Annotated in this window: 20 protein-coding genes; 1 reads left to right on the plus strand and 19 read right to left on the minus strand. The window is 48.6% G+C overall.

Going from position 1 to position 20,465, the window contains the following annotated elements:
- Positions 1–5: 5 nt before the first annotated feature.
- The 11 genes from rlmN to ACWJJ5_RS06485 form a co-directional block, all read right to left on the minus strand.
- Positions 6–1,097, minus strand: coding sequence for a 23S rRNA (adenine(2503)-C(2))-methyltransferase RlmN (rlmN, locus tag ACWJJ5_RS06435; protein WP_003154339.1), 1,092 nt, complete (start codon positions 1,095–1,097; stop codon positions 6–8).
- Positions 1,098–1,100: 3 nt separating this feature from the next.
- Positions 1,101–2,444 (minus strand): 16S rRNA (cytosine(967)-C(5))-methyltransferase RsmB, encoded by a 1,344-nt coding sequence (gene rsmB, locus ACWJJ5_RS06440; RefSeq protein ID WP_003154341.1) that lies wholly within the window; start codon positions 2,442–2,444, stop codon positions 1,101–1,103.
- On the minus strand, positions 2,431–3,384 hold the full coding sequence (fmt, locus tag ACWJJ5_RS06445) for a methionyl-tRNA formyltransferase (protein WP_062623345.1): 954 nt from the start codon (positions 3,382–3,384) through the stop codon (positions 2,431–2,433). Before fmt ends, rsmB begins: the two co-directional genes overlap by 14 nt.
- A 4-nt stretch (positions 3,385–3,388) precedes the next feature.
- A complete protein-coding gene (gene def / locus ACWJJ5_RS06450; protein ID WP_003154343.1) occupies positions 3,389–3,871 on the minus strand; it encodes a peptide deformylase in 483 nt (160 codons plus the stop codon).
- A 24-nt stretch (positions 3,872–3,895) separates the two neighbouring features.
- Positions 3,896–6,307: a primosomal protein N' gene (priA, locus tag ACWJJ5_RS06455; RefSeq protein WP_014304990.1), complete on the minus strand. Its 2,412-nt coding sequence runs from the start codon at positions 6,305–6,307 to the stop codon at positions 3,896–3,898.
- On the minus strand, positions 6,304–7,524 hold the full coding sequence (coaBC, locus tag ACWJJ5_RS06460) for a bifunctional phosphopantothenoylcysteine decarboxylase/phosphopantothenate--cysteine ligase CoaBC (RefSeq protein ID WP_070081806.1): 1,221 nt from the start codon (positions 7,522–7,524) through the stop codon (positions 6,304–6,306). Before coaBC ends, priA begins: the two co-directional genes overlap by 4 nt.
- Before the next feature lie 90 nt (positions 7,525–7,614).
- The gene (gene rpoZ / locus ACWJJ5_RS06465) at positions 7,615–7,818 is read right to left on the minus strand and encodes a DNA-directed RNA polymerase subunit omega (protein WP_003154346.1); all 204 of its coding nucleotides are present in this window, start codon (positions 7,816–7,818) and stop codon (positions 7,615–7,617) included.
- 3 nt (positions 7,819–7,821) lie between these two features.
- Positions 7,822–8,436 (minus strand): guanylate kinase, encoded by a 615-nt coding sequence (gene gmk / locus ACWJJ5_RS06470; protein WP_025851320.1) that lies wholly within the window; start codon positions 8,434–8,436, stop codon positions 7,822–7,824.
- Between the two features lie 7 nt (positions 8,437–8,443).
- A complete protein-coding gene (remA, locus tag ACWJJ5_RS06475) occupies positions 8,444–8,713 on the minus strand; it encodes an extracellular matrix/biofilm regulator RemA (protein ID WP_003154355.1) in 270 nt (89 codons plus the stop codon).
- A gap of 76 nt (positions 8,714–8,789) precedes the next feature.
- Positions 8,790–9,665 (minus strand): YicC/YloC family endoribonuclease, encoded by an 876-nt coding sequence (locus ACWJJ5_RS06480; protein ID WP_032856820.1) that lies wholly within the window; start codon positions 9,663–9,665, stop codon positions 8,790–8,792.
- An 81-nt stretch (positions 9,666–9,746) separates the two neighbouring features.
- On the minus strand, positions 9,747–12,419 hold the full coding sequence (locus ACWJJ5_RS06485; RefSeq protein WP_353574944.1) for a calcium-translocating P-type ATPase, SERCA-type: 2,673 nt from the start codon (positions 12,417–12,419) through the stop codon (positions 9,747–9,749).
- Positions 12,420–12,538: 119 nt separating this feature from the next.
- Here ACWJJ5_RS06485 and ACWJJ5_RS06490 point away from each other — a divergent pair, with 119 nt between their 5' ends.
- Positions 12,539–14,245 carry an Rqc2 family fibronectin-binding protein gene (locus ACWJJ5_RS06490; protein ID WP_077723153.1) on the plus strand — a complete coding sequence of 569 codons (1,707 nt, stop codon included), beginning with the start codon at positions 12,539–12,541 and terminating at the stop codon, positions 14,243–14,245.
- Positions 14,246–14,351: 106 nt separating this feature from the next.
- Here ACWJJ5_RS06490 and ACWJJ5_RS06495 read toward each other — a convergent pair whose 3' ends face one another.
- The 8 genes from ACWJJ5_RS06495 to ACWJJ5_RS06530 all read right to left on the minus strand — a co-directional run bounded on the left by ACWJJ5_RS06495 (position 14,352) and on the right by ACWJJ5_RS06530 (position 20,373).
- Positions 14,352–14,660, minus strand: coding sequence for a hypothetical protein (locus tag ACWJJ5_RS06495; RefSeq protein ID WP_229154048.1), 309 nt, complete (start codon positions 14,658–14,660; stop codon positions 14,352–14,354).
- A complete protein-coding gene (locus ACWJJ5_RS06500; RefSeq protein WP_454022294.1) occupies positions 14,638–15,126 on the minus strand; it encodes a precorrin-2 dehydrogenase/sirohydrochlorin ferrochelatase family protein in 489 nt (162 codons plus the stop codon). The genes ACWJJ5_RS06495 and ACWJJ5_RS06500 overlap by 23 nt, the downstream gene beginning before the upstream one ends.
- Positions 15,107–15,892 (minus strand): sirohydrochlorin chelatase, encoded by a 786-nt coding sequence (locus ACWJJ5_RS06505; protein ID WP_173612740.1) that lies wholly within the window; start codon positions 15,890–15,892, stop codon positions 15,107–15,109. Before ACWJJ5_RS06505 ends, ACWJJ5_RS06500 begins: the two co-directional genes overlap by 20 nt.
- Positions 15,893–16,666, minus strand: a complete 774-nt coding sequence (cobA, locus tag ACWJJ5_RS06510; protein ID WP_077722182.1) for a uroporphyrinogen-III C-methyltransferase — start codon at positions 16,664–16,666, stop codon at positions 15,893–15,895.
- A 124-nt stretch (positions 16,667–16,790) separates the two neighbouring features.
- The gene (gene cysC, locus ACWJJ5_RS06515; protein WP_003154363.1) at positions 16,791–17,384 is read right to left on the minus strand and encodes an adenylyl-sulfate kinase; all 594 of its coding nucleotides are present in this window, start codon (positions 17,382–17,384) and stop codon (positions 16,791–16,793) included.
- Positions 17,385–17,397: 13 nt separating this feature from the next.
- On the minus strand, positions 17,398–18,546 hold the full coding sequence (sat, locus tag ACWJJ5_RS06520; RefSeq protein ID WP_070081801.1) for a sulfate adenylyltransferase: 1,149 nt from the start codon (positions 18,544–18,546) through the stop codon (positions 17,398–17,400).
- A gap of 48 nt (positions 18,547–18,594) precedes the next feature.
- Positions 18,595–19,659, minus strand: a complete 1,065-nt coding sequence (locus ACWJJ5_RS06525) for an inorganic phosphate transporter (RefSeq protein ID WP_003154367.1) — start codon at positions 19,657–19,659, stop codon at positions 18,595–18,597.
- Between the two features lie 12 nt (positions 19,660–19,671).
- Positions 19,672–20,373 (minus strand): phosphoadenylyl-sulfate reductase, encoded by a 702-nt coding sequence (locus ACWJJ5_RS06530; RefSeq protein WP_003154369.1) that lies wholly within the window; start codon positions 20,371–20,373, stop codon positions 19,672–19,674.
- Between the last annotated feature and the right edge of the window lie 92 nt (positions 20,374–20,465).

The raw sequence follows: 20,465 nt of genomic DNA on the forward strand, positions 1-20,465 counted from the left end.
CCTCTTCACCTCGTCTCGTCTTGACGCTCCTTCGCGCGAAGCTGACCGCAGGCCGCGTCAATGTCATGGCCTTGCTCTCTTCTGATCGTGACATTTACACCGCGGGATTTTAACGTTTTTTCGAATGCAAAAATCTGATCTCTCGGTGTGCGGACGTAATCCCGTTCAGGTACATAGTTTACCGGAATTAAATTGACATGGCATTTCACGTCTTTTAACAGTTCTGCAAGCTCTTCTGCATGTTCGACCTGATCATTTACGCCGCCGAACAGCCCGTATTCAAAGCTGATCCGTCTGCCTGTTTTCTCGATGTAATATTTGACGGCCTCCATAAGGTCAGGAAGCTTATAGGCTTTGTTAATCGGCATCAGACGGCTTCTGATTTCCGTATTCGGAGCATGCAGAGAAATTGCGAAATTGATCTGCATTTTTTGATCGGCGAAATCGTAAATCTTCGGAATGATTCCGCTGGTGGAAACTGTGATATGACGCGCTCCGATGTTCAGCCCTTTATCGTGGTTAATGATTTTTAAGAAAGCGAGCATTTCATTGAAATTATCAAACGGCTCTCCGATTCCCATGATGACGACTGAGCTGACGCGTTCATCCGTTTCATCAAGCGCCTTTTGCACTTTCACGACTTGAGCGACGATTTCTCCCGCTTCAAGATTCCGTTTCAGTCCGCCGAGTGTTGACGCGCAAAATGTGCAGCCGATCCGGCAGCCGACCTGTGTCGTTACACATACAGAATTACCATACTCGTGTCTCATTAAAACCGTTTCAATCGTATAACCGTCATGAAGCTCAAATAAAAATTTCATCGTGCCGTCTTGAGATGTCTGTTTTACAGCCGTTTTCAGCGTTGTCAGCACAAAATTGCTCTCGAGTTTTTCACGCAGGCTTTTTGAGAGGTTTGTCATTTCATCAAATGAAGAAACCCGCTTTTCATAGAGCCATTCAAAAATCTGTGCTGCGCGGAACGGCTTTTCGCCATTCTCGGTCAGCCATTGTTTGATTTCATCTAATTCAAAAGAGTAAATGGACGGCTGCTCAGTCCGCAGCTCTTTCCGTACGCTTGTCTTTTTTAATTGTGTCATTTTTTATCCCTTCTTTCTCATGCTGCTAATAAAGAAACCGTCTGTTCCGAAATAATGCGGAAGAATTTGAAGGCTTCCATCCTGAACAAAGGGTCTCGCCTTTTCAGGCAGCCGCTTTTCAAGAGACAAATCGGGTTCAAACTCAGGGTGTTCTTGTATAAACGCATGCATAACTTCTTCATTTTCTGTCCGATCCATTGTACACGTACTGTATACGAGTGTGCCACCTTTTTTTACTAATGGGGCGATTTCCCTTAAAATGCCGAGCTGGATTTCTGACAGCCGTCTGCTGTCCTCCGGCGTCTTCGTATATTTCATATCGGGTTTTCTTCTGATGACACCGAAACCTGAGCAAGGCGCATCAACGAGAATACGGTCAAACCGTTCTGCGCCAAAGGCCTCTCCCGCTTTTCGCGCATCCATCGTTTGCGCGTCGATGATCGTAAGTCCGAGCCGTTCTGCGCCCTCTTTAATCAGCTTCACTTTATGGCGGTGAAGATCAAGCGATGTGAGGCTCCCCTCGTTCTCCATCAGTTCCGCAATGTGAGCCGACTTTCCGCCCGGTGCGGCGCATGCATCTAAAACGGTTTCGCCCGGCTTCGGGTCCAGCGCCCGCGCGACAAGCATTGAGCTTTCATCCTGTATGGATACCCGGCCGTTTTGGAAAAATGCCGTGTTCGCGATGCTTCCTTTCAAAAGCTTAATCGCATCAGGAGAAAGGTCTCCGGCTTCCGCTTCCAGACCGGCATTCTCCATCTCATTCAGCACCGTTTCCCTGTCGCTCTTTATGTGATTGACACGGAGCGTCTGCTTCGGCGGAATGAGATGAATCCGGCAGATCTTTTCAGCCGCCTCAAAGCCGTACGCCTCGACCCACTCTTTTACGAGCCATTCGGGATGGCTTGTCTCTGTAGAAAGACGGAGAACCGGGTCTTCAATTTCAGCGAATGACGGCGCCCCCTCACGCTGCAGGGAGCGGAGAATGCCGTTGACAAAGGACGCAATGCCCTTATGCCCGCGTTTTTTGGCGATTTCAACCGCTTCATGGATGGCGGCGCGATCCGGAATTTTTTCTAAATACTCCATTTGATACGCGGACAGACGAAGCAGCTGAATCACCCACGGCTTCACCTTATTCGGCTTGCGGATAAAAGGCTTCAGCATATAGTCTAAGGCGATTTTATTTTGCAGCGTTCCGTAGACAAGCTCTGTCAGCAGTCCTCTGTCCTGATCGCTGAGCGTGTTCGTTTTGATAACCGATGTAAGAAGCAGGTTGCTGTATGCCTGATTTTGCTCAAGCTTCTCAAGCGCTTCAAGGGCGAGCTCCCGGACATTAATTTTCTTCATTTGCTGCTCCTAACACGTCACCGGACTGCACATTTTTGCCTCTTGCAAAATCTTCGCCCTTCATCCGTTTTTTCCCCGCCGGCTGCAGTTCAGTGATTAAAAGGGCGGTGCTGTTTCCTGATGCGACGACAATGCCGTTTTGCTCCGTGCGGATGACTGTTCCGGGCGCAGCTTCAGTTTTTGCAGCAACTTTTTCAGAAGCCCATACTTTAATAGTTTGACCGTTCAAAGTTGTATAGGCGACAGGCCAAGGGTTTAAACCTCTGATCTGGTTGTAGATCTCTTCTCCGGGCTTTGCCCAATCAATCCGCTCCTGCTCACGCTTAATGTTAGGCGCGTAAGTCGCTTTTGATTCGTCCTGTTTGATCGGTTTAATATTTCCGGAAATGACGTTCGGGACGGTCTCTGACAAAAGCTTTGCCCCAGCTATGCTTAATTTGTCGTGCAGCGTGCCGACGTTATCCGTTTCATCAATTTCCACTTCGATTTTAGAAATCATATCGCCCGCATCAAGCTTTTCAACCATATACATGATCGTCACGCCCGTTTTCTTCTTGCCTTGGAGAATCGAATAATGTATCGGCGCTCCGCCTCTTAATTCAGGCAATAGTGACGCGTGTACGTTGATACAGCCGTATGTCGGGCCGTCCAGCAGCTGCTTGGGCAGGATCTGTCCGAATGCCGCCGTAACAATCAGGTCCGGCTTCAGGCTGAGCACTTTTTCTATTTCTTCTTCGAGCCTTACTTTTTCGGGCTGAAGCACGGGAATGCCGTGACGTTCAGCTTCAGCCTTTACAGGAGGGGGCGTCATGATTTTTTTTCTGCCTTTCGGGCGGTCAGGCTGCGTAACGACACCAACCACTTCATATCCGTCTTCAATAAGCGTGCGCAGGACGGGAACTGAAAAGTCGGGCGTTCCCATAAAAACGATCCTTGTCATCCAATCATCCTTCCATTTCTGCCAGTTCTTCTTCAGTGTAGTAAGCCGTAATTTTTGATGTGAATAAAATGCCGTCTAAATGATCCATTTCATGCTGAACGGCTCTGGCCAAAAAACCCTCCGCTTCTAAAATAAACGGTTTTCCTTTACGGTCGTGGGCTTTTACCTTTACGTAATCCGGGCGGGTGACATCACCGAAAACCCCGGGAAAACTTAAGCAGCCCTCGACTCCGGTCTGTTCACCGCTCTTTTCAAGAATAACCGGATTTACAAGGTCGATCCGGCCGCTTTCTTCACCGATGTCCACGACGGCCGCTCTTTTTAAAATGCCGATTTGCGGCGCGGCGAGACCGACGCCATCCATTTCGAGCATCGTATCGTACATATCGTCAAGCAGTTTTTTTAATTTTTTATCAAACACTGTCACTTCATCGGCGGGTGTTTCCAGAACCTCCGCCGGGTGTGTGACGATTTTTTTCACAGCCAAAATTTTGCCCTCCAAAAACTAATGTTACATCAGCATGTACGGATTCATATCGATTGAAATCATTACATGCTTTTGCGCAATGTCGCGTTTATAGTGCTCCAGTATCTTTTTCAACTGAATCTGCAACTCGTTTTCCTGTCTGTATTTTATCACGCATTGATAGCGATATCTATCTTTGATCCTGGCAATCGGGGAAGCCGCCGGCCCGAGAATTTTCGTATCAGGCCCGCATCCCGCTCTTAAATAGTTTGTAATCTTTTCTGCGGTGACCGCGGCTTTTGCCGCTTCTTCATGAGAAACGGTCACCAGCGCCACGTAATAATACGGCGGGTATGACTGGGCCCGTCTGTGCGCCATTTCCTGCTGAAAAAAAGTTTCATAGTCGTGCGTTTTCGTCAGCTGAATGCTGTAATGAGACGGTGTATACGTTTGAATGACCACCGTTCCCGGCTTTTCATGCCGCCCGGCCCGTCCGCTTACCTGCGTCAACAGCTGGAATGTCTTCTCCGCGGCCCTGAAATCTGGGATGTGAAGCGTCGTATCTGCGCTTAATACTCCGACGAGCGTCACGTTCGGAAAATCAAGCCCTTTTGCGATCATTTGCGTACCGAGCAGGATATCCGCCTTCCCTTCACCGAACGCTGACAACAGTTTTTCATGGGCGCCTTTTCTTGAAGTGGTATCCACATCCATCCTGATCACGCGCGCCTGAGGCAGCACTTTGGTAAGCTCCTCCTCCACACGCTGCGTGCCCGTGCCGAAAAAGCGGATATGTTCGCTGCCGCATTCCGGGCATGTTCCCGGGACAGGTTCCTCATGGCCGCAGTAATGGCATTTCAGCCTTTGTCCGTAGCGGTGATAAGTCATGGAAATGTCGCAATGCGGACATTGCGGCACATAACCGCAGTCCCGGCACATCACAAACGAGGAATACCCCCGTTTATTCAGAAAAAGGACGGCCTGCTCTTTTTTTGCGAGCTTCTCTTCCAGCTGTTCCATCAGCTCTCTTGAAAACATTGATCTGTTGCCGTTTCTCAGTTCTTCTCTCATATCAACGAGAGAAACGTCAGGCATGAGCTGGCGGTTTACGCGATGTTTTAACGGAAGCAGCTCATAAACGCCTTTTTTCGCCCGCGCAAATGACTCCAATGTCGGCGTGGCGCTCCCGAGGACGACCGGACAGCTGTGATGCTCGGCCCGGCGGATGGCTACATCCTTTGCATGATACCGCGGCATTTCCTCCTGCTTATAGGAAGATTCGTGCTCTTCATCAATAATGATCATGCCGAGATTTTCAAACGGGGCAAAGATGGCCGATCTGGCTCCGACGACAAGCCGGACTTCCTTGCGCTGAATCTTCCGCCATTCATCGTATTTTTCACCTGTGGATAATCCGCTGTGCATGACCGCAACCTGTGAGCCGAAGCGGCCTTTAAAACGGTTGACCATTTGCGGTGTCAACGAGATTTCCGGAACGAGCACGATCGCTTCTTGTCCTTTTGCCAGCACTTTTTCTATGGATTGCAGGTAAATTTCCGTTTTGCCGCTGCCCGTGACGCCGTGAAGCAGAAAGACGTGGTGGACATGATCGGCTACGGCTTGTTTAATCGGCTCAAAAGCGGCCTGCTGCTCTTCTGTAAGAGAGAGCGGCTCTGTTTTTTTGAACATTCTGTCCTGATAAGGATCGCGGTAAACCTCCTCAAAGCTTTCCGTAAGAAGCCCCTTTTTAAGAAGCGTTTTCAGCGTCGCGGAACTGGAATCGGTCTTTTTGCAAAGTTCAGCCGCGGAAATCTTTTCTCCCCCGCCGATAAAATAAGTAAGCACGGCGAGCTGTTTAGAAGCCTGCTTTGTCAATGAATCTGCGTGCCGGGCGAGTTCTTCTTTGTCTGCCCCCGCTTCGATCATGCGGATCATTTTTTTATTCGTTTTTTGGGCGACTTTATATGTGACATCAATGCTTCCTTTGCGCACGAATTTCTGAAGTGACGAAAGAATGCTTTCATCGGTAATATCCGAGTACAGAAGACTTTTTTGATTCCTGAAAAGCTGTTTGATGTCCGGGGTCAGCGCTTCTTCGTCAACGACTTTCAGCTCTTTCTCGTACTTCGCCTTCAGTGCGGCGGGCAGCATTGCCTGAAGCGCCGTGATTTTAAACGACAGCGTTTTGTCAGAAAGCCATGAAGACAGCTGCATCAGTTCCTCAGTCAGAACTGGCGTCAAATCAAGAAGCTTCTCGACTTCCTTCATTGAGCCGCCGTTTAATTCGGACGAATCTTTCAAACCGGTCACAAATCCTTGAAGCTTGCGCGGGCCAAACGGGACAATCACCCGCATGCCGACTTCGATCATCCCTTTTAAATGATCGGGAATTTTGTAATCAAAGGGTCTGTCAATGTTTTTGGAGCTGACATCGACAATGACTTCTGCTACATTCATACGGGTTTTCGGTCCTCGGCTTTCAAAGCGGTCATTTCCTTCAGCATTTCAAAGGAAACGTCAAGTTTAGACATAAGCGCAAGCTCCCGTTTTCTTCCGTCCCGGAAATAGAAGGTGACGACATTCGTATCCGTGCCAAATCCGGCCCCTTCCGCTTTCACATCATTCGCCACGATCATATCAAGGTTTTTCTGTTCGAGTTTTCTGCGCGCATAGCGTTCGACGTCTTGCGTTTCAGCCGCAAATCCGACCAGCAGCTGGTGTGTTTTCCGTTCGCCGAGTTCTTTCAGTATGTCTGCCGTACGGTTGAATTCGATCACGAGCGAACCGTCTTTCTTCTTCATTTTGTGATCAGAAACAGCCGCCGGCGTAAAATCGGCCACGGCCGCCGTCTTAATCACCATGTCGCATGAATCAAACACAGAAAGCACGGCTTCTCTCATATCAGCTGCCGATTGCACAGGAAGAAACTGATACAGCCCGACTGGCGGCTCTATTGACACCGGGCCTGAAATCAGCGTCACCCGCGCCCCGAGACGGACGGCGGCTTCAGCAGCAGCGTAGCCCATTTTGCCGGTGGATTTATTTGTGAAGAAGCGGACAGGGTCCACGGCTTCGCGCGTCGGACCGGCCGTAATGACAATATGTTTTCCTTTCAGCGGCGCATCGTCTTCAGGCTCCTTAAAATGCTCACTGACACGCTCAACAATAAGCTCCGGCTCCTCCAGCCTTCCTTTGCCGACATATCCGCATGCCAAATAGCCTTCACTCGGCTCGATAAAGCGGACCCCGTCCTGATAAAGCACAGAGATGTTCCGTTTCACCGCCGGATGATCATACATATGGACATTCATCGCAGGCGCCACCCAGACCGGGGCCTCAGCCGCCAGCACCGTCGTTGTGAGCATATCATCAGCAATTCCATTGGCAAGCTTGCCGATGATATTTGCCGTAGCGGGCGCGACAATAATTAAATCCGCCCAGTCAGCGGCATCAATATGAGAAATCACCTTCGGATTCTGTTCATTAAATGTATCTGTATACACTTCATTCCGGCTCAGCGCCTGAAATGTCAGCGGAGAAACAAACTCACGCGCGGACTCAGTCATAATCACTTTGACGTTTGCGCCGGCCTGAACCAGCTTGCTCGTGAGTGCGGAAGCTTTATAAACGGCAATTCCCCCGCTTACGCATAGCAAAATGTTTCGGTTTTTCATGAAGTCTTCTCCCCTTTATGAAAGCATTGGACAAATCCCAAACGGAAAAAAATAACAACCTATGTAGAGATAGGTTGCTACGTGTGCTTGTTATTCGCTGTCTTCTCTTTCAAACGAAAGCAGGCCCGCGTCAATTTCTTCTAAAGCTTTGCCTACATATTTGTGAGAAATGGTATGTTCAATCTGCTGGTCCTTTTTGATCTGCATTTCACGCGCGCGTCTTGCAGACACAGTCACCAGCGTATATTTAGAATCTAATTTATTCATTAAAGAGTCAATTGACGGATCTAACATAAGTTATTCTACCTCCAGCATTTTCTTATATCTCGGAGCGACGCGTTCACGTTTTAAGTGCTCGGCGAGAACGATTGCGTTAATCTTATCACAAGCCGTTTGGATATCGTCGTTTTCAACGACATAATCATACGCGTCCATCATTTCGATTTCAGCTTTTGCGGCATTCATTCTGTTTTCGATTAAATCGTCGGTTTCAGTCCCTCTTGTCACGATTCTGTTTTTCAGCTCAGAAAGACTCGGCGGCGCTAAGAAGATAAACAGGCCTTCCGGAAATGCATTCCGCACTTGGAGCGCGCCCTGCACTTCAATCTCTAAGAAGACGTCTTTTCCTTCTTGAAGCGTCTGTTCGACATAATCAACGGGCGTTCCGTAATAGTTGCCGACATATTCTGCCCACTCAAGCAGTTTGTTGTTTTCAATCATGCGTTCGAATTCTTCTCTGGATTTAAAGAAATAATCGACGCCGTCGACCTCGCCCTCTCTCGGGTTTCTCGTCGTGACTGAAATTGAGTATTCAAATTTCGTGTCCTGTTGTGAAAATATTGCTTGCCGAACCGTTCCTTTTCCAACTCCGGAGGGACCTGAGAGAACGATTAATAACCCTCTTTCTTTCATGCGGCAATTACCCCTGCCCTTCATCCATAATTTCTTCTTTCACAGAAAGTCTGTGTGCAACTGTCTCAGGCTGGACGGCAGATAAGATAATGTGATCACTATCCATGACGACAACTGCACGGGTTCTTCGTCCGTATGTAGCGTCTATTAGCATTCCGCGGTCTCTTGCATCCTGGATCATTCGCTTTATTGGCGCAGACTCCGGGCTGACAATCGAAATCATCCGATTGGCGGAGATGATATTGCCAAATCCGATATTAATCAGTTTAATCGTCATCTTCTACGTTCCCCCTGTAAAATAGACGTCTCTAGTGTAACCTGAAGAGACCGTCTGTAAACAATACGCACAGTCGCTATTCTATATTTTGCACTTGTTCCTTCAATTTTTCAATAGAACTTTTCATTTCAACGACAAGCTTTGTGATTTGATGATCATTGGCTTTTGAGCCGATCGTGTTCGCTTCCCGGTTAAGCTCCTGAACAAGGAAATCAAGTTTGCGGCCGACTGCCCCGCCTTCTTTTAATATATCACGGAATTGAACAAAATGGCTCTTCAATCTGGTAATTTCTTCCGTTATATCGGAACGATCGGCGAAAATGGCGCATTCCGTGATCAGCCTGCTTTCGTCGAGCGCGTCCTCCGTCCATTCCTTCATTCGGGCGTAAAGACGCTCGCGGTATTGAATAACAACGGCCGAAGCGCGCTCTTTCACCTGTTCGGACAGCGTCTCAAGCCGCTCAATGTGCAGAAAGCAGTCTTCCGCCAAAAGCCGGCCTTCTTTTTCCCTCATGTCACAAAGTTCTTTTACAGCCAGCTCAGCGGCTTCCCTGATGACTTCTTCAAGCTTGTCATCACGCATCTGTTCTTCGTGAATCTGCGCAATGTGTTCAAATCTAAAGAAATCCATTGCATCGGGTTCTGCGGCCAGGCTGTAGCGCTCTTTCATGACGCGTGCGGCGCTCACATATTCATCAAGGAGCTCCCAATCGATGTTCAGGCTTCTTTTTATGAGCGCGTCACTGTTTACAGTGAGAAACAGCTCTACTCTTCCGCGCTGTATATGCTGCAATATCGTTTGTTTCAGCTTATCCTCTACATATAGCAAAGGCCGTGGCAGGCGGGCGTTCACTTCTTTGAACCGGTAATTGACGGATTTCAATTCAACGGTTGCCGAGAGATCGCCTTTTGTGCTGCTTGCGCTGCCGAAGCCTGTCATACTCCGTATCATATGAAACACCCAATTCTTTCCCGTTATCAAAATAAAAGGGCAATAGACATGCTATTACCCCTAAGATTATATCATATGGAATTATTTTTTTCTTGTCAAAAGTGAACCCGCCAGCAAAAAAGTAGGTATGCCAGACATACCGATAATCAGCATCCAATCGCCCGGCGTAATCGGCACTGTTTTGAAAATTGGCTGCAGCGGCGGATAATAGATGACGATGACCATCAGGAAGACAGAAGAAATGATGGCGCCGAGCAGATAGATATTTTCAAACGGATTCCGGGAGAAAACAGACGTTTCGCTCCGGCAGTCAAACACGTGTATAAGCTGAGCCAGGACAAGAGTCGCGAATGCAACGGTCTGTGCGTAGGGCAGATTTTCAGGATTGCGGTGATAGACGATGATAAACGCAAAAATGGTTGCGGCTCCGATTAAAAACCCTCTTGATACGACTTTCCAGCCCAGTTTTCTCGCAAACACTCCTTCTTTCGGATGCCGCGGCTTCCGCCTCATCAGGTCTCCTTCCGGCTGATCCATACCGAGGGCCATCGCCGGCAGCCCGTCAGTGACTAAGTTCACCCACAATATCTGAATCGGGACGAGCGGCAACGGCAGAGCGAGAAGCATCGCAAACAGCATCACTAAAATTTCACCGACGTTGGAGGCGAGCAAATACCGGACGAATTTTCTTATATTTTCATAGATATTCCGTCCCTCTTTTATGGCTGATTTAATCGTAGCAAAGTTATCATCCACCAGAATGAGAGAAGAGGCTTCCTTTGCCACATCCGTTCCCGTCACGCCCATGGCAACACCGATATCTGCCTGCTTTATGGCCGGCGCGTCATTAACCCCGTCTCCCGTCATGGCGACGACGTGTCCGTTTTCCTGAAACGCTTTGACGATTTTCAATTTATGTTCAGGTGACACGCGTGCGAAGACGTAGACATCATCGACCGTTTCGATAAGTTCTTTGTCCGTAAGCTCATTCAGCGTCTTGCCGTCCATCACACGCCCCTTTTTCGGAAGAAGACGCAAATCTTTTGCAATGGCCTTTGCCGTTTCGACGTGATCCCCTGTGATCATAACCGTTTTAATGCCGGCCTCACGGCATTCTTTAATGGCCTGTCTGACCTCCGGACGGGGCGGATCAATCATGCCTGACAAGCCGAGCATCGTCAGATTTTTTTCCGCCTGCTCCATTGTCGGCTTTTCTCCGGCCTTAAGCGGTTTATAAGCAATCGCGATCGTACGCAAAGCTTGCGACGCCAGCTCTTTCAGAACCGCTTCCGTTTCTGCTTTCTTTTCTCCTGAAAAAGGCGTACTTCTTGCGCCGTGCATCAGATGTGACGAGCGGTCAATCAGCACATCGGGCGCTCCTTTAGTGATGACGAACTGCTTTTTTTCCTTATCCTCTACAATGACGGTCATCATTTTGCGGACGGAGTCAAACGGAAACTCGGCAACCACGCGGTATTGCCCGCTGAGCCAATCGTTTGAATAGCCGCCCTTTCTTGCAGCCGTCAGCAGCGCGCCTTCTGTCGGATCACCGTCGAGTACATAACGGCCGTCTTTCAGTGCGATTTCAGATGTGTTGCACAACGCGCCGAAAACCAGCATCTGTTCAAGAATCTTCTCATCTTTCGGCTTGATTTCCCGCTCATCTCGGGTGAAAACGCCCTCCGGCTCATAGCCGATGCCTGACACTTTATAAATTTTGCCGCCTGACCACATATGGGTGACGGTCATTTTGTTTTGTGTCAGCGTGCCGGTTTTATCAGAACAAATGACAGAGGCGCAGCCCAATGTTTCAACCGCCGGGAGCTTTCTGACAATTGATTTTTGTTTGATCATGCGCTGGACGCCGATTGATAATGCCACCGTAACAATGGCGGGAAGCCCTTCCGGAATCGCGGCGACGGCCAATGACACCCCGGCCAAAAACATGCTGTAAAGATCATGTCCCTGTAAGACGCCGACTGCAACGACCAATACCGTTAAAAGGAGCGCGACGATAATTAAAATTTTGCCGAGCTCTTCAAGTCTTCGCTGCAGCGGTGTTGAAAGGCTGCCGGCGGATTCCAGCATATCGGCGATTTTCCCCATTGCCGTATTCATTCCTGTACCGACGACAACGCCGACACCGCTGCCGCGCGTTACGATCGTACCCATAAACGCCATATTGCTGATGTCGCCTAACGAAACATCCGGCTTTCTCAGTTTATCAGCTTGTTTAACCACCGGAATTGATTCCCCGGTCAGCGCCGATTCCTCAATTTCAAGGCTTTTCGCTTCAACGATCCGCACATCCGCGCCAATCCGGTCGCCGCTTGAAAATTTCATGATATCGCCGGGAACGAGCTCCTTGGACTGAATTTTCTTCCAGCTCCCGTCCCGCAACGCTGACACATACGGCGTTGACAGCTCTTTTAGTGCATGTAATGACTTTTCCGCACGCCGCTCTTGAAAAAAACCGAGAACCCCATTGACAAATACAATCGCCATAATCGCTACGGCATCTACATATTCGCCTAAAAACCCGGATATTAAGGTCGCCGCCAGCAGCACGAGCACCATAAAATCTTTAAATTGGGCGAAAAACACGGCGATCGCCGGTGTCCTCTTGCCCTCCTGAAGCTCGTTCGGTCCGTGCTTTTCAAGGCGTTTTTTCACCTCTTTTTCGGTCAACCCCTGTTTAATGGACGTATTTGTTGCTTTCAGCAAATCGGTTTGTCCCATTTCATGAAACTTCATTCTTCTCGTCCACTCCCCTGCCTCGCTTTAGAGATGTCACTCTGTAAACAAGCTTATTCTGACTCGCCCCTTTTCATGCTATAATTATCGAATGCAGGAAGAAGGAAAGGGTGTTTTATATGTCTTTTGATGGCATGTTTACATACGGAATGACACATGAATTAAACAGCCGGATTGCCGGAGGCCGGATCACGAGAGTCCATCAGCCTTTTAAGCACGATGTGATATTCCATATCCGCGCCAACGGAAAAAACCACAAATTATTATTGTCGGCGCACCCGAGCTATTCACGGGTGCACATGACAAACCAGGCCTATGAAAATCCGAGCGAGCCGCCGATGTTTTGTATGCTGCTCAGAAAGCATATAGAAGGCGGATTTATTGAGAAAATAGAGCAGGCCGGATTAGACCGGATTATGATATTCCGCATAAAAAGCAGAAATGAAATCGGCGACGAAACCGTAAGAACGCTGTATGTTGAAATTATGGGACGGCACAGCAATATTATTCTGACTGACGGAGAAGGAGCCATCATCGACGGGCTGAAACATTTATCTCCGTCGATGAACAGCTACCGGACCGTTCTGCCGGGATATGATTACAAGCTTCCTCCCGCTCAGGAAAAAATTTCGCCGCTTGCCGCGGATGAAGAGGACGTTTTGCGTTATCTCAGTTTTCAGGAAGGACGGCTTGACCAGCAGATCGTCAGACATTTCTCCGGTGTTTCTCCGCTGTTTGCAAAAGAAGCCGTTCACAGAGCGGGTCTCGCTAACAAAATAACGCTGCCGAAGACGCTGCTTGAAATGTTCCATGCCGTGAAAGATTGCAGGTTTACACCGAACATTACGACAGCCGGCGGAAAGGAATACTTTTATCTCCTGTCTCTCACACATGTAAACGGAGAGGAGCGCACCTTTCACTCACTGAGTGAGCTGTTGGACCGGTTTTATTTCGGCAAAGCGGAACGCGACCGCGTCAAACAGCAGGCGCAGGATCTCGAGCGGTTTGTCGCAAATGAACGGAAAAAGAACGCCAATAAGATAAAAAAGCTGGAAAAGACGCTCGACTACTCAGAGAATGCGAAGGAATTCCAGCTATACGGCGAACTGCTGACGGCGAATTTGTATATGCTGAAAAAAGGTGACAAAGAAGCGGAAGTCATCAATTATTATGATGAAGAAAGTAAGACGGTGACCATCCCTTTAAATCCGAACAAAACACCGTCAGAAAATGCACAGATGTATTTTACAAAGTATCAAAAGGCGAAGAATTCCGTCGAGGTGGTAAAAGAACAGATCCGTCTGGCCGAGGAGGAAATCGCTTATTTCGATCAGCTGATCCAGCAGCTCTCCTCCGCCTCCACAAAGGATATTCACGAAATAAGGGAAGAGCTTGTGGAAGGCAAATATCTGCGGCCGAAACAGCAGAGAGGACAGAAAAAACAGAAGCAGCACGTTCCTGTTTTGGAGCAATATGAATCTTCACAGGGATTGACGATTCTTGTCGGCAAAAACAATAAACAAAATGAGTACTTAACGACAAAAGCTGCCGCAAGGGATGATTTATGGTTCCACACGAAAGACATTCCGGGTTCCCACGTTGTGATTAAAAGCAGCGATCCGGATGAACAATCCATACTGGAGGCCGCTGCGATCGCCGCTTATTTTTCCAAAGCGAAAGATTCCGGCTCCGTTCCGGTTGATTATACAAAAATCAGACATGTGAAAAAGCCAAACGGCGCAAAGCCCGGATTTGTCACCTATGACAGCCAGCATACCGTATTTGTCACACCTGATGCCGACCTTGTCATACGGCTGAAAAAATAAACGCACCTCCAAGCTGAAACCCGCGCTCAGCTTGGAGGTGTTTTTTATTACGTATAAACGGAGACGAAACTCTCCCAGCCGTCAGAATCATCTTTACAATATCTGATCAGTTTCCCGTCATGTCTGCCTGATCCGCCGGGCCGTCTGTGATTAAAACAGTCACACCTGATTTGGCGGCGGATACTTTCACCTTCCCTCGCCGAACCTGAGCACATCCGGGCGGGTCTCTGACCTTTCCTTTGTATGCGGGCGGAATCCAGGCGGCATCGGGATCACATACATATTCCTCATCACTTCGCAATCCTGACCGCTTTCGTTTTGAATTTTTCACATTCGGCGGACTGTCAGGACAGTATAAAAAACACCCTGCCTGATGACAGACAAGGTGTTTTTTATGATCTTCTTCTTTTCTCAAATAATCGATCCACTTCTTCAGCCAAATCAGCAGTAACGAGAGGCTTTATGTCCTCAGCCAGTCTTTTCGTATGTGCCGGGCTTGCGCCGCTTGTTGATACGGATACTTGAATGCGCCCTTTGCGGATGATCTTCGGCATATACACGCTGCCCCGTTCAGCCTCGCTTACACAATTGACCAGCTGCGTTTCAGAAGCGCCCGCGGCTATCTCCCGATTCACGCTGCGGTCATTTGTCGCGGCAATGATGAAAAAAGCGGGCGCGAGATCCTTCATTTCAATTTTACGGGAAACCCAGCGGATACGTCCTTCATCTGCCAGCTGTTTAATTTCAGGCAGGGCCTCGGGACTGATTACAGTAATATCCGCGCCTTCCGGAAGCACTGTTTTGAGCCTTCTTAAGGCAACATTGCCTCCGCCCGCGATGATAATTCTTTTTCCGCTTAAATTAATGTGCAGAGGCAGCATACTGTCCCCCCTTAAAATCAAACTGACCGCCGGGGTTTCGGACAGCTTCTGTCACACGGTTCAAAAACGCCTGCTTAATATGCGGGTGAAAACCTAAGTATGAAGCGAGATGAACATTTTGATTGATCGTTTGAAGCTTTTGAACTTCCCGTTCAATCTCAGTCATTAAAAGCCCGGTAAACAGAAGATATGGAACGATAAAAACGGGTGCTCCGTCATCCTCTTCAAGGCCGGCAAACACTTCTTTATAGTGCGGGTCACATGCTGTTAAAAAACAAGGGATGACTTCTTTAACAGGTGTAATCGCCTCAAGTTTTCCGGCAATCTCACTGACTGCGTTTTTAACGGCCGGATCTGTGCTTCCTCTTCCGATCAGCACCACTTTCGCCTGCTCAATGAGCACTCCGGTATCTTCAATGCGATGATGGACCGCTTTTACGACTTCATCGTCCACTCCGATCGGAACACCATATGTCACTTTTATATCGGGATGCAGGGCCGCCGCACGGGCGATTTCAGCCGGAATGTCATGTTTTGCGTGGGCAGCGGTCAAGAGCAGCAAAGGCACGGCCGCAATATGAGTGGCGCCTTGTCTGACACAAGCTTCAAAACCCGCTTCAATAGACGGTTCCTGCAGTTCTAAAAAACAGATTTCCTGAATGGGAGCGTCAGCGTGCGGCAGACACCCTTTTAAAAACGCCGCCGACTCTGTCTGCGCTTTTTTAAGCCTGCTTCCGTGCCCGATGTATAAAATCGCCTGCTTCATTTACAACGCCTCGCTCAAATCCGGATTTTTCTGTTCAGATGCATACCAGTCCAGTTTGCAGTGATAATTGACGACATCACCGATAACAATTAAGCTCGGGTTTTTGATTTCTTCTTTTATCACTGTATCTGAAAGCGTGCCGACGGTGCAGACGACTGTTTTTTGCCTGTCCGTCGTTCCCCAATGAATAAAGGCTGCCGGAGTGCCGCCGTCTCTGCCGTTTTCCAGCAGCATTCTTTCAATCTGCCGGATATTTTTAATTCCCATATAAATCACCAGCGTATCAATACCCGTCGCCAGCGCTTTCCATTTTTCTTCAAAGTCGTCTTCTTGTTTATAATGCCCCGTAACGAATGCGACATTGGAGCTCGCCTCTCTGTGCGTCACCGGAATGCCGGCATAAGCAGCAGCCGCGATTCCTGATGTAATGCCGGGAACGATCTCAAACGGAATGGCGTTTTGTGCGAGAGCCTCCGCTTCTTCGCCTCCGCGGCCGAAAACAAACGGGTCGCCCCCCTTGAGCCTTACAACGGTTTTCCCCTTTTTCGCATACTTCACAAGGAAACGGTTGATCGTATCCTGTTTCATAATGTGAAAATCCGGGAGCTTGCCGCAGTAAATCAGATCCGCTTCTTCTCCGGCGTACTGTAAAATCTCTTTGCTTACCAATCTGTCATATAATATAACGTCCGCTTTCTGTATGGCTTTCATTGCCTTCACCGTTAATAAGTCCGGATCTCCCGGACCGGCTCCAACGATAAATACTTTCCCCATAGCATGTCTCCCCGATCCGTTTTGAAATCTTCCCAGAACAGCCGCGAGGCCGCACTTCAGCTATTTTACCATATCCCGCCATTGCGGGGGATATCCGGCTGATTGCGCGGCCTTTTTGGACCTATTATGCTAAGCTGTTTTTCACAAAGTCAACCAGTCTTCCGGTGCATTCTTCACGTTCAAATTTGCCTGAATCAAGTACGAGCTCAGGCGCTTTCGGCTCTTCATACGGTGAGTCGATCCCCGTAAAGAACGGAATTTCACCATTTCTTGCTTTTTTATATAAACCTTTCGGATCGCGCTTTTCACATATATCGAGGTCGCATTTCACGTAGATTTCATTAAATTCGCCCTCTGCCACAAGCTCTCTCACCTGATCTCTGTCCTCACGGAACGGAGAAATAAAAGCCGTGATGACGATGGTTCCCTGCTGAACGAAAAGCTTCGCCACTTCCCCGATGCGGCGTATATTTTCCTTGCGGTCATCATCGGAAAAACCTAAGTCCTTGTTTAAGCCGTGGCGGATGTTATCACCATCAAGCACAATGACTTGATAGCCTTGTTCAAACAGCTCGCGCGCTGCGGCGTTTGCAATTGTGGATTTCCCTGAACCGCTTAAGCCCGTCAGCCAGAGGATAGAGCTTTTATGCTTGTTTTTCTGCTGGTATTCTTCTTTCGTTATTGAGGCTTCATGCCATACGATATCACGATTTGTCACTCTATTTTCCTCCTTAAGAAACGCCTGCTTCTTCTTTCGTTTTCAGCCCTTTAATCAACACCTCGACAACTTCAGGACGGCTGAATTCCGCCGGCGGCATGACGCCGCTTCGCAGCATTTCTCTGACCTTTGTTCCTGACAGAATGACATGGTCTTCTCTGTCATGCGGGCATGTTTTGGCCGTTCCCATGTTGCCGCATTTCTGGCAGAAGAAGCTGTGCTCGAATTTCATCGGTGTAATCCCGAGTTCATCCGCTGTAAATTGATCAAACAGCTCTTGCGCTTCATATGTGCCGTAGTAATCACCGACGCCGGCATGATCGCGGCCGACGATAAAATGTGTGCAGCCGTAGTTTTTGCGGACAAGCGCGTGGAAAATGGCTTCTCTCGGCCCCGCATACCGCATAGCCGCCAAAAACACGCCGAGGAAAACGCGGTCTTTCGGATAATAATGATCGAGCAGCACCTGGTAGCTTTCCATTCTGACATCCGCCGGAATGTCATCTGATTTTGTTTCACCGACGAGCGGGTTCAAAAACAGGCCGTCAACTGTCTCAAGCGCGGTTTTTTGGATATATTCGTGGGCGCGGTGGACCGGATTTCTCGTTTGGAAACCGACGATGGTTTTCCAGCCCTTTTCTTCGAAGCTTCGTCTTGTATCGGCAGGTTCAAATGTAAACTCAGGAAACTGCTTTGACGCTTTTTTAATTAATGTGATCGGCCCGCCGACATACGTATCGCCGCGTGAAAATAATTTTTTCACGCCCGGATGCGCGGCATCATCGGTTTTATATATGTGAACGGCTTCTTTTTGTTTATCCGGCGTATAAATATCTTCGATGTCGACGACACCGTATGTTTCTCCGCCGTAAGTCAGTTTCACCGTGTCGCCGACGGCAAGCTCAGCCGCTTTTTCTGAATCGACCGGAAGCGTGATCGGCAGGGACCAGACAACCCCTGATGCCAGACGCATATTTTCAACGACTGACACGTAATCTTTTTCTGTGAAAAATCCTTCAATCGGGCTGTACCCCCCGATCCCGATCAGCTCTAAATCAGCGAACGAAATCAAATCAAGCTCAATTTCTTTGTGGACGGATGTAAGATCATACTGCTCATTCACCCGATTAATTAATGTTCCTCCGTGCGGTGCTAAACTCATAATACATGATTCCTCCCAGTTAACAGATAAATAAACTCAGATTAATAGTTAAATGCCCCCGCCTTGTTCATGGACAGAGCGTTTCTCTTTTCGGATGGCTTTCATCAGACTGGCGGCTCCGCCAGCTGCCAAAAGCACGCTGGCCATCATAAAGATGGAATAGTAATCTCCTTTTAACAGCAGGGAGACAAGCAGATACGAAATCGACAGTGACAAAAACGGCGAAACGACCCAAACTTTGAGCATCGTTTTCACGACTTCTTTATGAAAAACGTTCGGCCCGTTTTTGGCCATTCCGATACCGATAATTGATGATGATGTGACTTGCGCCAATGGGACCGGCAGACCGAAGACGGAACTGATAATGACAAGCCCCGCGCCGGTTCCTGAAAGCAGTATGCCTTCTCCGGCTGAAAATCTCGTAATCTTTTTCCCGTTGGTTTCAAGCACTTTACGTCCTAAAAGCAGAGCGCCGAGAGCGACAAAGATGCCTCCGTACAGCGTTCCTTTTGACACGCTGAGTACGCCCGCAGCCACCAAAGGGCCCACCGCATTTGCGACATTGTTCATTCCGGCTGAAAAAGCTTCCCAAAACCCCGCAAAAAGCAGCACAATCCCTAAAATCTTCTGTTTCCGTTTCGAAATGACTCGAATATTCAGAGAACTGAATACCTTCGATACGAGAAAGGTGAAACAGAACGCGACGAACGGTACGAGCACCCAAAAAATCACGATGACCAAAAGATGCTGTAAAAACAATACTTTGTACGCGACGCCGACACCGACAATCGCCCCGACAGTGACCTCACTCGTCGACAGCGGAATGCCGAGCACATTCGCCGTGAATAACGATAGCGCCGCCGCTCCGATTATAATGCAGACAATGGTGAGCGTAATGGTTTGTTCGGGAATGATTCCGCCACTGATCGTCTTAACGACTTCACCGCCGCCGATAACCGCCCCTGACAGGACTCCGGCCGCGCAGATGATCAGCGCATATGTTTTCTTTTTAACGGCGCCGGACCCGTAAGCGACTCCCATTGATGCCGCGGCTCCGCTGGCTCCGATATTCATGGCAAAAAACAGGCAGAATAAAATAGCGGCTAATTCCATCGGGCAGCTCCTTTATTCATGCAGTCCGCATTCGGTTTTCGCCATGCCGTTCCATCTGCCGCTCCGCAAATCTTCCGCGGTAAACGCAGGTGAAGTGCACGGTTCACAGCCGATGCTCGGATACCCCTGATCATGGAGGATATTGTAATCCAGCTCATGCTTGGAAGTATATCTCCAGATGTCTTTCCATGTCCAATGGATCAGCGGGCATACTTTAATCGATTGAAACTTGTCGTCTTTATTCAGGAAATTCGTATTCGCCCGGCTCGGCCCTTGATCCCGGCGAAGGCCGGACAGCCATGCCGGATGCCCTGCGAGTGCTTCTCTTAACGGCAGAATTTTTCTGATGTAGCAGCACTGGTTCGGTTCTCTTTCCCACAGTTTATCTCCGTGAGCCTCGGCCTGTTCCTCAAGAGTAAGGCTGGGCTTTTTCAGGATAATGTTCAGCCCCGGGTAACGTTCTTTCACTTTTTCGATCGTTTCATATGTTTCTTTAAAGTGAAGACCCGTATCGAGAAACACGATTTCCGCGTCTTTCTTTACTTTAGAAATTAAATCGATCAGGACGATGCCCTCAATCCCGAAGCTGCACGCGTAAACAAGCTGGTCTCCGTAGTGGCCGTATGCCCATTTTAAAACGGACAGCGCGCCTTTATAGGAATCGTCTTCCGGAAATGTAATCGCCGGCTCTTCCCATGTGTCATACGTTAGCATTTTTTCTTTCCTCCTCCCGGAGACAATCAAACAGCTGTTGTTCTCTGCCGGTTGTCTTATCCCTCAATCTTTTTTTTATATAAAAAACTTTC

The organism is Bacillus sp. JK74 (assembly GCF_053663395.1).

What these genes read in the sequence shown, in the direction of transcription:
- rpoZ (WP_003154346.1), bottom strand. Translation starts at nt 7,818, where the DNA reads ATGTTAGATCCGTCAATTGACTCTTTAATGAATAAATTAGATTCTAAA.
- rsmB (WP_003154341.1), bottom strand. Translation starts at nt 2,444, where the DNA reads ATGAAGAAAATTAATGTCCGGGAGCTCGCCCTTGAAGCGCTTGAGAAG.
- ACWJJ5_RS06505 (WP_173612740.1), bottom strand. Translation starts at nt 15,892, where the DNA reads ATGAAGCAGGCGATTTTATACATCGGGCACGGAAGCAGGCTTAAAAAA.
- ACWJJ5_RS06530 (WP_003154369.1), bottom strand. Translation starts at nt 20,373, where the DNA reads ATGCTAACGTATGACACATGGGAAGAGCCGGCGATTACATTTCCGGAA.
- ACWJJ5_RS06485 (WP_353574944.1), bottom strand. Translation starts at nt 12,419, where the DNA reads ATGAAGTTTCATGAAATGGGACAAACCGATTTGCTGAAAGCAACAAAT.
- ACWJJ5_RS06525 (WP_003154367.1), bottom strand. Translation starts at nt 19,659, where the DNA reads ATGGAATTAGCCGCTATTTTATTCTGCCTGTTTTTTGCCATGAATATC.
- gmk (WP_025851320.1), bottom strand. Translation starts at nt 8,436, where the DNA reads ATGAAAGAAAGAGGGTTATTAATCGTTCTCTCAGGTCCCTCCGGAGTT.
- remA (WP_003154355.1), bottom strand. Translation starts at nt 8,713, where the DNA reads ATGACGATTAAACTGATTAATATCGGATTTGGCAATATCATCTCCGCC.
- ACWJJ5_RS06480 (WP_032856820.1), bottom strand. Translation starts at nt 9,665, where the DNA reads ATGATACGGAGTATGACAGGCTTCGGCAGCGCAAGCAGCACAAAAGGC.
- coaBC (WP_070081806.1), bottom strand. Translation starts at nt 7,524, where the DNA reads ATGAAAAACCGAAACATTTTGCTATGCGTAAGCGGGGGAATTGCCGTT.
- ACWJJ5_RS06500 (WP_454022294.1), bottom strand. Translation starts at nt 15,126, where the DNA reads ATGCTGCCTCTGCACATTAATTTAAGCGGAAAAAGAATTATCATCGCG.
- fmt (WP_062623345.1), bottom strand. Translation starts at nt 3,384, where the DNA reads ATGACAAGGATCGTTTTTATGGGAACGCCCGACTTTTCAGTTCCCGTC.
- rlmN (WP_003154339.1), bottom strand. Translation starts at nt 1,097, where the DNA reads ATGACACAATTAAAAAAGACAAGCGTACGGAAAGAGCTGCGGACTGAG.
- ACWJJ5_RS06490 (WP_077723153.1), top strand. Translation starts at nt 12,539, where the DNA reads ATGTCTTTTGATGGCATGTTTACATACGGAATGACACATGAATTAAAC.
- sat (WP_070081801.1), bottom strand. Translation starts at nt 18,546, where the DNA reads ATGAGTTTAGCACCGCACGGAGGAACATTAATTAATCGGGTGAATGAG.
- priA (WP_014304990.1), bottom strand. Translation starts at nt 6,307, where the DNA reads ATGAATGTAGCAGAAGTCATTGTCGATGTCAGCTCCAAAAACATTGAC.
- cobA (WP_077722182.1), bottom strand. Translation starts at nt 16,666, where the DNA reads ATGGGGAAAGTATTTATCGTTGGAGCCGGTCCGGGAGATCCGGACTTA.